This is a genomic window from Paracoccus ferrooxidans (assembly GCF_029909815.1).
GTDB classification, from domain to species: Bacteria; Pseudomonadota; Alphaproteobacteria; order Rhodobacterales; family Rhodobacteraceae; genus Paracoccus; species Paracoccus versutus.
Genome location: NZ_CP038198.1, coordinates 724,108 through 736,014 on the forward strand (window position 1 = coordinate 724,108; position 11,907 = coordinate 736,014).

General features: G+C 69.1%; 15 protein-coding genes. 2 read left to right on the forward strand and 13 right to left on the reverse strand.

Translation table 11 applies throughout. From position 1 onward, the window contains the following. Nucleotides 1-27: 27 nt before the first annotated feature. The 13 genes from E3U26_RS03615 to E3U26_RS03675 form a co-directional block, all read right to left on the reverse strand. Entirely contained in the window at nt 28-2,616 is a 2,589-nt protein-coding gene (locus tag E3U26_RS03615) for a VapE domain-containing protein (RefSeq protein WP_499105491.1), read from the reverse strand. 8 nt (nt 2,617-2,624) lie between these two features. Continuing rightward, nucleotides 2,625-3,944, reverse strand: a complete 1,320-nt coding sequence (locus tag E3U26_RS03620; RefSeq protein WP_499105492.1) for an ATP-dependent DNA helicase — start codon at nt 3,942-3,944, stop codon at nt 2,625-2,627. Beyond that, nucleotides 3,941-4,690, reverse strand: a complete 750-nt coding sequence (locus tag E3U26_RS03625) for a hypothetical protein (RefSeq protein ID WP_499105493.1) — start codon at nt 4,688-4,690, stop codon at nt 3,941-3,943. The genes E3U26_RS03620 and E3U26_RS03625 overlap by 4 nt, the downstream gene beginning before the upstream one ends. Next, entirely contained in the window at nt 4,687-5,484 is a 798-nt protein-coding gene (locus E3U26_RS03630; protein WP_499105494.1) for a hypothetical protein, read from the reverse strand. Before E3U26_RS03630 ends, E3U26_RS03625 begins: the two co-directional genes overlap by 4 nt. After that, a complete protein-coding gene (locus E3U26_RS03635) occupies nt 5,481-5,696 on the reverse strand; it encodes a hypothetical protein (RefSeq protein ID WP_036731917.1) in 216 nt (71 codons plus the stop codon). The genes E3U26_RS03630 and E3U26_RS03635 overlap by 4 nt, the downstream gene beginning before the upstream one ends. Before the next feature lie 10 nt (nt 5,697-5,706). Continuing rightward, on the reverse strand, nt 5,707-5,934 hold the full coding sequence (locus tag E3U26_RS03640; RefSeq protein WP_036731919.1) for a DUF6511 domain-containing protein: 228 nt from the start codon (nt 5,932-5,934) through the stop codon (nt 5,707-5,709). Nucleotides 5,935-6,074: 140 nt separating this feature from the next. Next, nucleotides 6,075-6,305 carry a hypothetical protein gene (locus E3U26_RS03645; RefSeq protein WP_036731921.1) on the reverse strand — a complete coding sequence of 77 codons (231 nt, stop codon included), beginning with the start codon at nt 6,303-6,305 and terminating at the stop codon, nt 6,075-6,077. A 79-nt stretch (nt 6,306-6,384) separates the two neighbouring features. Next, nucleotides 6,385-7,158, reverse strand: coding sequence for a hypothetical protein (locus E3U26_RS03650; RefSeq protein WP_499105496.1), 774 nt, complete (start codon nt 7,156-7,158; stop codon nt 6,385-6,387). Between the two features lie 22 nt (nt 7,159-7,180). Next, nucleotides 7,181-8,038 carry an ATP-binding protein gene (locus E3U26_RS03655; protein ID WP_499105497.1) on the reverse strand — a complete coding sequence of 286 codons (858 nt, stop codon included), beginning with the start codon at nt 8,036-8,038 and terminating at the stop codon, nt 7,181-7,183. Between the two features lie 104 nt (nt 8,039-8,142). After that, nucleotides 8,143-8,625 carry a hypothetical protein gene (locus tag E3U26_RS03660; protein WP_499105498.1) on the reverse strand — a complete coding sequence of 161 codons (483 nt, stop codon included), beginning with the start codon at nt 8,623-8,625 and terminating at the stop codon, nt 8,143-8,145. A 35-nt stretch (nt 8,626-8,660) separates the two neighbouring features. Beyond that, entirely contained in the window at nt 8,661-9,008 is a 348-nt protein-coding gene (locus tag E3U26_RS03665; protein WP_245758743.1) for a hypothetical protein, read from the reverse strand. Next, nucleotides 9,008-9,274: a helix-turn-helix transcriptional regulator gene (locus E3U26_RS03670; RefSeq protein ID WP_094022092.1), complete on the reverse strand. Its 267-nt coding sequence runs from the start codon at nt 9,272-9,274 to the stop codon at nt 9,008-9,010. Before E3U26_RS03670 ends, E3U26_RS03665 begins: the two co-directional genes overlap by 1 nt. A 197-nt stretch (nt 9,275-9,471) precedes the next feature. Beyond that, nucleotides 9,472-10,155: a hypothetical protein gene (locus E3U26_RS03675; RefSeq protein ID WP_499105499.1), complete on the reverse strand. Its 684-nt coding sequence runs from the start codon at nt 10,153-10,155 to the stop codon at nt 9,472-9,474. Nucleotides 10,156-10,271: 116 nt separating this feature from the next. On the opposite strand from E3U26_RS03675, the gene E3U26_RS03680 reads away from it, so the two are divergent. Both E3U26_RS03680 and E3U26_RS03685 read left to right on the forward strand, forming a co-directional pair. Continuing rightward, nucleotides 10,272-10,949 carry a LexA family transcriptional regulator gene (locus E3U26_RS03680; protein ID WP_134727204.1) on the forward strand — a complete coding sequence of 226 codons (678 nt, stop codon included), beginning with the start codon at nt 10,272-10,274 and terminating at the stop codon, nt 10,947-10,949. A 1-nt stretch (nt 10,950) separates the two neighbouring features. Then, nucleotides 10,951-11,682, forward strand: coding sequence for a hypothetical protein (locus tag E3U26_RS03685; RefSeq protein ID WP_134727203.1), 732 nt, complete (start codon nt 10,951-10,953; stop codon nt 11,680-11,682). Nucleotides 11,683-11,907: the final 225 nt, after the last annotated feature.

Here is an 11,907-nt window from a genome sequence, read left to right on the forward strand (position 1 = left end):
TTCACTTCTCCGCAGTCCAAAGCGCCATCAGCCGTCTCGCCGATACCGCCACTCCCGCGGTGCCTCGCGCCCGCCCTCGTCGCGGCGGCGGTACCGCTGCCATCCGTTCGCCTTGAGGTAGGCGGAGACGCGCATCTGGTCGCCTCGGGTCCAGCGGGCGGGTTCAAGCCCGATGGCCTCCTCGAGGATCTCGCCGACCGATACGTCCTTGAGAGGCTCCGGGCGCAGCACGCTCTCGGTCCGGGAGTTCCCGTAGTCTGGGAAGCCGTCGGAGACGGTGCGGATCTCGTGCGTCAGCCAGTGTTCGATCAGGTCGTCCCAGGCATCGGACTGGTAGCGGCGGTCCTGTTCCTCGCGGGCTTCTGCCAGCAGCGCCGGATCTTCGATCCACCAGATCGCGCCGGCGCGGAAGCGGTGGACGGCCTCGGCCCAGAGTTGGTCCCGGTCGCGGGCGAGCCCCGCGATGTCGATGGTCCCGCAGCGGAGGGGCCAGAAACGGCGGTTGCCGGTCTCGTCTCGGAGGTACGTGTCGGGGTTCACGGTGCCGGCGAACACGCACTGGCGCGGCACCTCGACGGTGTAGCGGCCATAGGGCGGGCGGAAGCGGTCGGTGGTGCGGGTCAGGAACGCCTTGATGCGCGAGACCTCGGCGCGGCCGATGGCGTCAAGTTCGGCGATTTCCACGATCCAGACGCCCTGCATGTGCAGTGCGGCGTCTTTCGACCCGAGCTCCGGCAGCTCGTCGGTGAACCATTCCTCGCCGGCCAGCACCTTGATCGCGGTGGATTTGCGCGCGCCCTGCGGCCCCTCGAGGATCAGCATGTGGTCGGCTTTCACGCCGGGGCGGTAGATGCGGGCGACGGCCGAGATCAGCCAAAGCGCGCCGATGGTGTGGTTGAACGCCGTGGGTTCCGCGCCGAGATAGGCGCTGGTCCAGGTCTCGATCCGGGGCGTGCCATCCCAATTCAGGGTGTCGAGCCAGTCGCGGACGGGATGGATGCGCAGCTCGCGGGCAACGGCGCCGACGGCGCGGCTGACGACCACCGGCGCCACGTTGATGCCGCGCAGCTGCAGCCATTCGGCGGTGCGGATGTCGTCGGCGTCCTCCCAGGGGCGCGGGAGGGACGCGATGGCACAATCCCACGGCAGCGGCTGGCGCACCACGATCTCCTGCCCGAACTCGTCGAAAGCGAGAACGCCGGCGAAGGCAGGATCGGATGTCAGCGCCACGATGACATTGGCCTCGTTGCGCTCGGGTGCCCCCGCGAGGTCGAGCCGGAGGCGCCTGAACCAGGCGGGCTTGGGGATCGGCGCGTGCGGGTCGCCGGTGGCGTTCACGCGCCGGCGGAGTTCGACCAGCTGCTGGGTGAGGACGGACATGCCGATCCCTGTCGCGGACTTGATCCGCGCGATGACCTGCCGCTCGGGCAGCGGATCGAGCTTCGCCAGCGCGATGCGCCCGAGCAGCGTGGACAGGGCTTCGAACTCGGGCGGGTTGGTCAGCGCCTCGGCCGCGGCGATCAGCGTCGCCGGATCGTCGGCGGAGGCGACGACGGGCGTGGCCGTCTCGGGCTCGACCGGATCCCCGGCCAGTGGCTCAGCCTTGGTGTACGCCGCGCACGCGTAGTCCTCCGGGCGCGCCCCGCGCAGCAGATCGTCGTTGAAGTCGTCGCCATGCAGCGGGGCGACGATCTCGTTCGGGATGTCCGCCCGGTTCAGGCGGTCCGAGAGCGTCGCGGCTGCCTGGCGGCCGGCGTCCCCTGCATCGGCGTAGATGGTGACGCGCCGGGTGCTCTCGGGCCACTGGAACCGCGCCAGACCGTCAGCCGACAGCGCCGCCCAGACCGGTGTGCCGAAGAGCGCGTGCGCGGCGAGCGCCGTCTCGATGCCCTCGGCGATGCCGATGTGCCCGTCCTCCGGCATCGGGAACAGCCGGACCACGGCATCCTTCACGCTGCCGAGCATCTTCTTGCCCGGGGGCGCCTTCGCGCTGCCGTCGTCGAGCAGGAAGGTGCGGTGGATGCCCGGCGCGCGCTCCCCGTCCGGCAGCCGCAGGATCGCGATGAGGCCGGGCCAGCCACGGCAGCTGTCGAAGTCCGGCAGATCGGGATGGAACAGCAGGTCCGACATTCCGGGATCCGAGAGCCCGCGAGCGCGGAGATAGGTCTCGCCCAACGTGCCCGCGAGGGGCACGGCCCCGTCGACGAGACGCGCGATCTCGGCAGAGTGATCCGGGCGCGCGCGCATGGGCGACGCCGGCGCGGGCCGCGGCGCGGGATGGTCTATCCCCGCAAGCCGCGCCGCCGCGTCGAAGAGCGCGCCGTCGCAGAGGCCGGTCGCCTGCGCGATCAGGTCGATGGGACCGGCCCGCTCGCCGGTGGCGTAGTCGAAGCCCCAGCCGGCATAGGGCCCGTCGAGATGGATGGTGCAGGAGCCCTCCTTGCGCGGTTGGCGCCCGGAGAGGTCTGCGCAGCGCAAGGATCGACGGTCCCGCGCGAGCCGGGCCTCGGGGAAGAGCCCCGGCAGCCAGTCGGCGGCCGTGTAGGCGAGCCGCTCCTTCACCGCCGCCAGATCGTGCCGAGTCTTCGGAACCGCGATGTCGTTGAGATCGATCATCGCGCCCCTCAGGCCAGGAGGACGAGCCCGCGCTCGGCCCGGGTGATCGCCGTGTAGAGCCAGCGGCGGCGGTCGATCTCGCTGCGACCCAGCCCGTCGTCCCAGACGATCACGTTCTCCCACTGCGAGCCCTGCGCCTTGTGGGCCGTGATCGCCCAGCCGAAGGTCGCCTCGGTCAGCAGGCGCTTCTCCTTGTAGTCGCGGTCGTGACGCTTGTCGTCGTAGGCGACATGGTCCTCGAAATGCCCCTTGTAGATGCGCAGCCGGCCCGGGCGCCCGTCCTCATAGGGCTCGCCGATGTGGCGCCCGTCCTCGTCATGGACGACGGCGGAGAAGTAGAGGCTGCCCTCGTCGACGATGTCCTCGAGCGTCACGAACATCCCGTTGATCAGTCCCAGATCGTTCTGGTTCTTCAGGCAGATGATCTTCTCGGCCGGCCCCGTGGGCAGCCAGGTCCCGCCGAGACCGGCCGCCGCGCGCATGGCGTTGTTGATCTGCAGCCGCGTGGCGTTCAGCCCGCAGATCAGCTGGCCGCCGCGCAACGCCTGTTCCGGCGTGATGTCGCCCTTGCGAAGCTTGGCGACATGATCGTCGTAGATGCCGAAGCCGATGGGCCGACCCTCGCGCGCCATGGTGGCGAGGCGGATGATCGCGCTCTCGGCCGCCTGGCGGTGGATCTCGGTCAGCATCACGTCCGGCTTGTCGCGGGTGAAGGCGCCTTCACCCCGGATGGGCGGCAGCTGGCCGGGATCGCCGAGCACGAGGATCGGCTTGCCGAAGCTCATCAGGTCGCGCGCCATCTCCTCGCCGACCATCGACACCTCGTCGAGCACGATGAGCCGAGCGTCCGCGGCGTCGCTCTGCGGGTTCAGGGCGAAGCGCGGATGCTTCATCGCTGAGAGCCCCTGGCGCATCGCCTCGATCGCGGCATCGGCCGTTGTGCGCGCGAACCCGGTGAGACGGAGCGCGTCGCGTTCGGCCATCGCGATCTTGCGGGCAGCCTCCTCGATTTCCTCCTCGGTCGACTCGATCACCGAGTAGATCAGGCTGTGAATGGTGCGCGCCGGCGTGCCCTTGCGGGTCAGCACCAGCGCGGCCTTGCCGGTGAAGGTGGCGGTCACGACGCCCGGGACACACCGGCCGTCCTTCGCGCTGCGGTGGGGCGAGAGGCCGAGCTCGTCGAGCGCGAACTTCAGCACGGTGGTCTTGCCGGACCCGGCATAGCCGAAGAGGCGGAACACCTGCTGCTGCTCGGTCCGGGACTCGAACCACTCCTTGATCTCGCGGATCGCGGCGGCCTGCGTGGCGGATGGGGTGAACTCGGTCATTGCTGAGGCATCTCCACTGCGTAATCCTTGACGATCCCGCCGCGGGTCGGATCGCCCACCTCACACGGACGGACGAAGACCCGGCGCCCGTCGGCCAGCTGTCGCCAGTGACCGCGGCGGATGTGCCAGCGCGGGCTGGCGTGACTGCCGCCCTGCGGCGGCGTCGCTGCCCGCAGGCGCGCCGGATCGATGGCGACCTGGCGCCAGACCCATCCGCGCACGCCCTCGCGGGCCAGGCGGGACCGTTTCGCGAGCGACACCTTGCGATCGCGGATTTCCGGGGACGCGCCGAGGATGGTCAGCGCGCGCCAGACGATGCCGGCGGCGACTTCGCCGTGACCGCGGACCGTCTCGTCGTGTCGCTCGGCCGGGTTGCCCTCGATCTCCGCCTTGCCGTCCGGATGCATCCAGATCCGCACCAGGCAATCCGTCCAGCCGCGCGGCGCCCGCTTGCGTATGAGGAACGTGGCCTCGACGATGTCACCGTCGGCGCGAGCGCAGACGATCAGGCCCGAAGGAGACGCGCGCTGCTCGCGCACCTCGAAGATCACGGACGGGTGCGGCAGCCGAAGCGGGCCGGTCAGCACCCGGGTCATCGCGCGGTCGACACTGTCGCCATCGAAAGAGGCCTGATCGTCGAAGAAATAGATCGGCGCGAACTCCGCCGCTCCGAGAAGGTCGGAGCACCAGAACCGCTCGCGATGCGCGCGCACGATCCGCTTGAGCTCATAGGCGTCGGGGATCATCGCCGCTCTCCCCAGCACCGTTTCGCCCAGGCGCAGGGGGCATGCCACTTGCCGGCCGCCATGCCGCCGCGGCAGAGGACTGCGGTGGACTCGGCCGCCGCGCGCGGCAGCCATTCTCCCGCCTCGGAGGCTCGCACCACGGCAACGGCGCGGTCCGACATTTCCTGCGCGAGATGCGCGTCGAAGGGCACGAGCTCGGCGTGCAGCTCCATCGTGTCGCGGTTCAGCGCGGTGAAGAGCGCCGGGGCCGGCAGCTCCATGTAAGCCTGATAGAGCGCGATCTGGGCGGCGTAGACGGGGCGCGCGAGGCTGACGCCGCGCTTGACCACATCCTTCCAGCTGGCCGCGCCGAGCGCCTTGTTCTCCCAGAGCGCGGGATAGTCCATCGCGACCGGGCCTGAGACGAAGCAGCCGTCGATATGGCCCTTGAAGCGCCCGCCGAGGGCTTCAAAGCCGAACTGACGGCCGTCCGGACGCTCGGTGCGCAGGTCGAACCCGGCGATCCGGAACCAGCCCGCGACGATGTCCTCGGCCCGGTGGCCCGCCTCGAAGATGCGCAGCGTGCGTGGTGCGAACTCCTGGCCTTCGTCCTTGGGCACCGCGAGGAAGTCGTACTGGATCTGGCGCAGGCAGTCGCGGCCGAGACCCGAGGAGCTGACATAGGTGCGCGGACGCTCTGCGCGGTTGCGCGCGGACAGCGCCGTGTCGATGGCCGTGGACACGGCTTCCGCGATGGGCGGGCGCGGCGCGTCGGCGCCGTAGAGGCAGCCCGAGCCATGGTTCAGGTCGATCATCGCTCGCGCTCCCAGAACCCGCCGGCCTGCGCGATGCAGGTCAGCTTGTGGAACTGCGCGTCCGTCAGCCGGGTGCTGTCGCCGAACCGCGCGAGCTTCTCGCGGAGGCTGTCGCAGAACTCGATCTCGAAATCGGTGACGGCGTTCTCGGTGGCAGCCTCGAGCAGGTGCTTCCAGCTGCAGGACGGGGTGTCGTCGTTCAGGTCGATCATCGCCGCGCTCCTAAAATGGGATCGGGTCGTCGAGGACCGTGCCGGTGCGCTCCTTGCGCGCGGCCTGCTCCTGCATGCTGTCGATGTAGCCGGTGACCGCCGCCTCGATCAGGCGGTCGATGTCCTCGGCGCTGCGGTGGAAGAAGGGCTCCATAAGCCCGAGGTCGGTGAGCGCTTCGGCGAAGAGCGTCCGCGCGTCGCGGATCGCACGGGCCTCGCGCGCGGTCTTGTCGATCATGCCGTTATTCCTTTGGGCGATGGAGCTGCCCACGTCCTGACAGCGGCGCGAGCAGAAGCGGTGGTAAGGGTGGCGATCCCAGCGGAGGCCGTGGCAGTAGCCGAAGCCGCGCGCCTCGCGGGCGCAGACGGCGCAGATCGCTACCCGAGCAAGAAGGTCGCGATCGGGTCCTCGGGCGGCCAACCCGCCCTCTGGAGCTTTTCGGACTGGAGCACGATCCAGCGCGAGATCGCGTTGCTGGCCATGGCTTCGAGGTCTCCGAGGCCGAGGCTTGCGATGGGGGCGTGCAGTTTTCCTCGGGCCTCGAGCCATCGTCCGATCTCCAGCGCCGCCTCGCGCGTCACATGCGCCTGCCATTCATCCGGGGTCATCGGCCCGGCAGGATCGCGCCGGGCCTCGGGCGGCGGCGAAGGCCGGGTTGACCTCCGCCGCCGTGCTGCCGACCGCGCCTCACCCATTGAGCCACGCGGGCATGCCGGTCGCCGGCGCTCCGCCCGGCGCGGACGGCGAGGACGCGGGCGGCTGCTGGGCGGGCGACTGCTGCGTGGGCTGCGGCGCGGGCGCCTGTGCGCCACAGGCCGGGGCAGCGGACGGCGCTTGCGGATGCGCACCCCATGCCGGCGTGGGCGCCTGCCAGCCCGGCGCCGGCGCGCTCGCGGCTTTCCTCGGCGGGGCGTTGACGGGCTCCTGGGGCACGGTTTCGCCGCGCATGATCGGTGCGTGCTGCGGCTCGTCGGGCAGAACGACGTTCGCGATCCGGTTCTGGTCGCGGTATTGGGGGTTGGAGGCGGGCTCCACCATGATGCGCGCGGCGAAGACGATGCCGTCGAGATGCTTGAGCCCGGGCAGAACCCGCTTGGCCTTGGCGTCGGGGCTTTCGTCCCTGGGATCGAGCCCGAGAGCGCTGTCGACCATCGCCCGAAAGGTGGACTTCGAGATCTTCCAGCCGATCGACTGGCCCTTCTCGTCGACCTTGCCGCCCGCCACGGTGAAGCTCTGCCAGAACTTCCGCCGGGCATAGGGCCCCTCGAGGATGGTGAACTCGCAGTCCAGCATCTTCGCGTCGCTCGACTGCGAGGCCTTCAGGAGTTTTGCGTCCATCGGCGTGGCGCCGTCGACGCCGCCGGGGCGCACGGTCAGGCGGACCTTGGCGAAGGTGCCGTCGGGGATCAGCTCGCCGATGGGGGCCATCTGCGGCTGGGCGTCGTTGAGATCGTAGCTCATGGATCTGTCCTTTGCGTCTGGATCAGGAAGGGGTGGCGGTGTGGGCCGGGGCGCGGCCGTCGATCTTCGCGATCAGCGCCCCGAGATCGGGCGGCTCGGTGGTATCGAGGCGGCCGGAGCGGTCCTTGGCGGGAAGGCCCCAGGGGTTGCCGGAGCGGCAGACGAGGCGGCGCTCGGCGGAGGTATCGTCGAGGGTCCAGTCGCCCTTGGCGTCGCGGCCGAAGAGTTGCATCGAGACCACCTGGTCGACGATCCCCGGTAACTCGCGCCCGGCCTTCGTGCCCTCCATCTGCGGCTGCCATGTCGTCGCGCCGAACTCGTCGGTGACCTTCTCGAGCACGCCGACGAAGATCACCGTCTTGCCGCGGGCATGCTGGAGGTGCTTGAGCGCCTGGATTACCTCGCGACCGAGCAGCCCGTAGGCGCCGCGGATATCGGGCTTGCCGGTCCGCTCGGAGAAGGCCTCCGGCTGCTGGCGGGCATAGGCCATGGCCTGCCGAGTCAGGTCGGTGATCGAGTCAACGAAAACGATCCGCTTCCGGGCGAGGAAGTCCTCGATGCCGGTGCCGAGATACTGCTGCTGCAGCCAGGCGTGATACTCGGCGCCGTACCAGGACTTCGGATGCTGGGCCGGATCGTGGCCGCCGATCAGCACGGCGAGGTCGCGGAAATCGGTGAAGCTGCGCACCGGGATCGAGTCCCCGCGCCAGTCCTGCACCGACTTCATACCGGCCTCGAGGTCGAGGCAGACGGTCTCCTCGGCGGGCAGCGATTTCAGGAGCGTCGTCTTGCCGACGCCGGGCGGACCGAAGATGGCGAGGGACGTCTTGTTCTCGGCGGCCGAGAGCCGTTCGTCGGCGGTGATGATGCGGAAGGCCATGGGGTTCTCCGGGAGTTGCATTCAGGGTGCGCGGCGGCGGGGGTGACCGGGTGCCGAAGGGGAACCTGCCCGGCGTTGCCGACCGGGCGTCCCGCCGCCGCGCGTCACCGGTCTCGAGCCTCGAGCCGGAAGACGGGTTTGCCGGTGGTTTCGCTGCGCGCGTCCGCGAAGCCCTCGCGCATCGCCGCGGGCCAGGCGCCGAAGCGCCGCTCGGGAACGCGATAGGCGATCTCGAGATACTCGGTGGGATCGTCGCCCGCGGCGCGGATGCGCTCGGCCATGGCGGCAAGCCGGTCCTGATCCCAGGAAACCTTCTTCGGCAGGTCCGCGACAACCACGACACCCTCGTCCTCGACCCTCACGGTGCCGCTGGTCTTCCCCTGCGCGGTCCGCTCGGCCGCGGCGGCGCCCTCGTAGCGTTGCGCGATCCCGGCCTCGAGCCGGTCCCGCAGCCGCTTCACGCGGGCAGTCTCGGCGAGCGCCGTCGTCTGCAGATCCAGCAGCATCTCGGGCGGCAACGCCGCGATGTCGCCGATGGCGAGACCTTCGAGATCGTCGAAGCGGGGGGCATTGTTGGGGTGCGGCATGGCGGGGTCTCCGTTGGAAGGGAATGGCAGGGCCATCACGCGGCGCGCTCTTCGAGGAGCAGCGCCGAGAGCGAGGCGTTGGCGGCTCTGGGTCTGGGTCGCGCGACGGCGATGTAGGCGAAGCGATCGGGGCCCACGCGCTCCTGCACGAGGTGGACGAGGCCCTTCTCGAAGGCGCCCAGCGCGGCCTGACCGAGGTCGGCGAGCTGGCGGCGCTCGGGCTCCGGCAGGGTCGAGATCACCGGCGTGACGTCGATCCCGAGAAAGCCGCGGTGATACTCGATCCGGGCGCCAGCCTCGGCCTGTGCGATCCAGGCATAGAGCTCGACATCGGTGAGCTTCGGCGTCGCCACGCGGGCGCCGATCGGGGTTGCGGCGACCATCAGCATACCCGTGCGGCCCGCGCGGGGTCAGCGGTCAGCCGACGGGGCGAATGACCGACGCGCGCGACCGCCTCGCTGATTTTCAGGGCACGCTGCAGCTGGCTCTGCTCGAAGGCTTCGATATCGGCGAGCCGGTAGAGCACGCGTCCGCCGAGCTTGAGGAAGGCCGGCCCCTGGCCGTTGTAGCGCCAGCGTTCCAGCGTCCGGTGGGAGATCCCCCAGCGCCGGGCCAGCTCCTTCTGGTTCAGGCAATGCCTCTGCAGCATCGGTGTCTCCTCTCGTTGTCGAGGAGACCATGCGAAATTCCGCTGTGGGATGTCGTCAGGATCGGCGGGGGATGCGGAGGGGGATCAGTCGGCCCTTGCAGGACTGACGTTTGGCGGCCGGCGGGGCCCGTCATCCCCCACCATCCCTCACTCGTCCCCCTCCCGATCCCACAGGGGACCGGGCGGAGGGGGATCCGTCAGTCGAGATTCAGACGGTAGCCGCCGCGCCGGTCTGAGCGGATCAGATGCCGCCAGTCCTTCTGCGACTTGAAGACGTCGGCCATGCGTAGGCTCTTCGAGCCGGCGCGCGACAGGATCGCCTTGCCGTTCTGCCAGGGCTCTCCAGCCTGCGCGGCCTCGTGCAGCGCGCGCACGACTTCCGCCTGGATCGGGCCAAGCTTGAACCGGCATCCATTGTAGCGAACCTCGAAGTAGTCGGCTGAGTGGATGAAGGTGGCCTCCTCAATCGGCTGTCCGCCGGGCGAGAACCCAGTCTCGATCTCGAAACGGTCGCGTTCATCGCGTCTTAGGAGCAGATCACCGATCATGACGAGGACAGGCTGCGCATCGCCCCAGGTCGTCGCGTAGTCGGCCTTCGGCGTCCGAAAGCTGTCGAGATGGACCTCGCCGCATCGGAAAAGCTGGAACACGTCGCGGGCATGGAGATCGAGCAGGCCGCTGTAGTGGCTTTGCTCCCACGGCACTCGGTAGGATTCGCCGTCGGCGGCTTCCTCGTAGTCGCCGAACTCGATCGGCACGCCGAACACGCGCACCGACAGGCGGAGCTTGTCGTTCTCAGCAAGGTAGATCAGGTCGGCCTCGGTGATCTGCCAGCGCTCGAGGATCTCGGGGAGCGTGAAGTACAATTTATCGATGTGCATTCACTGCCCTCCGCCCCGATTCCCGTGTAAGATGTTTACCTTCTGTTCTTATTCGCTTGACGGGCTTCGATCAATCCGATTTTATCCTATTTCATCCACAGTTGGGTGGGGATGACATGACCGAGCACCACACGCTTTCCGACCGCCTCAGAGCCCGGGCCAACCAGCTCGGCATCAGTCCCGCCCACGTCGCCGAGATGGCCGGCGTGAACCGTTCGTTCGTCTACGACATCCTCCGTGGCCGTTCAGCCCGACCTGGCATAGACCGGCTGGCCGAGGTCGCCCGCGTGCTGAAAGTGGATCGCGACTGGCTGATCCATGGCATCGGCGAGGTGGAAGGGAAGCCCCCCTTCTTGGACAATCCTGACGACGCCTTCGTGGCCATCGCCCATGCCACCCCGCGCCCGGCAATGGGCGGCGGCGCGGTCGTGACCGAGGACGGCGACACGCCCGGTCGCGTCTACCACTTCCGCCGCTCCTGGATCCGGAACAGCCTCAAGGCCAGCCCGTCGCAGCTGCGGATCATGCATGTGGAGGGCGACAGCATGGCGCCGACGCTGCTGAGCGGCGACGCGGTGCTGGTCGACATGACCCGGCGTGCGCCCAACCCGCCCGGCATCTTCGTGCTGGATGACGGGATGGGGCTGGTCGCCAAGCGGCTCGAGCACATCCCCAACAGCGACCCGCCCGCGGTGCGCGTCATCTCCGACAACAAGCACTACCCCGAATACGAAAGAACGGCCGACGAGATCCACATCGTCGGCCGCATCCGTTGGTTCGCGCGGGAGATCTGAGGTGATTGCGTTCCGCGAGGTCGATGATGCCGATCCGGCGCTGGTGTTCTCGCCGCTGGTGCGCGGGATGGAGAAGACCTTCGCCTGGGTAGACGAGCATGGCGGCATTTCCCTGACGCCGTCCAGGGCCTTCAAGCGGGTCTTCGTGCACTGGGCCGCGGCCGAGTTCGACTGGCCCGGCCACACCGAGGCGGACCTCTTCGCCGTCAACAAGGTGCTGAACGAGCCCGACTTCGCCCCGCTGATGGTGCTTCACGACCTGATGATCGCGATGAAGCTCGGGCGGCACTACAAGGGCGAATTCCGGCCAACCAAGGCTGGCCAGGCACTGGCGGGCCATCCCGGTCGGATTTTCGGCACGGTCGTCCCGTTCTTCCTGTTCCGGATCAACCACGCCAGCATGTCGCGGTTCGACGACGCGCCGATCCTGGGCAACTGGGACGTTTTCCTGAACGTGCTCAACGTCGAGTCCGAGAACGGCGCCACCGGCGCCCACCTTCGCCGCGTGCTCTTCGGAGAACCCGAGATGGGGCCGTTGCCGCGCTACGACGAGGTGATGGGCCAGCTCTACATCCAGGTGCTGCGCCCGCTCTGCTGGGCGGGGCTGCTACAGCAGGGACGCGGCACGGCTAGCTATCGCTTCGAGGAGGCGGTGTTCATGAAGACGCCGCTCTGGAGATCGGCGCTGGTTCTCGACACCGATGCCCAGGTCGCGCCGGCGATTCGTCACTGAGGCTCCGCCGGTTCCTATCCTCTGCGCAGGCTTACGCGGGACTCCCATAAGCCTTTGAATCCGATTGTTTTCGGAGGGTGTGCGGGTAGCGTTTCCCCCATGCGAAACGTGCCGACAAATCCACAGCGGGGTTCAAACCCGCTGCCGCCCGACCAGATGACTCCCGCCGAGCGCCGCGGCGAACTGTGCGGCCTGCTGGCGCTCGGGCTGGTCCGCCTGCAGCTG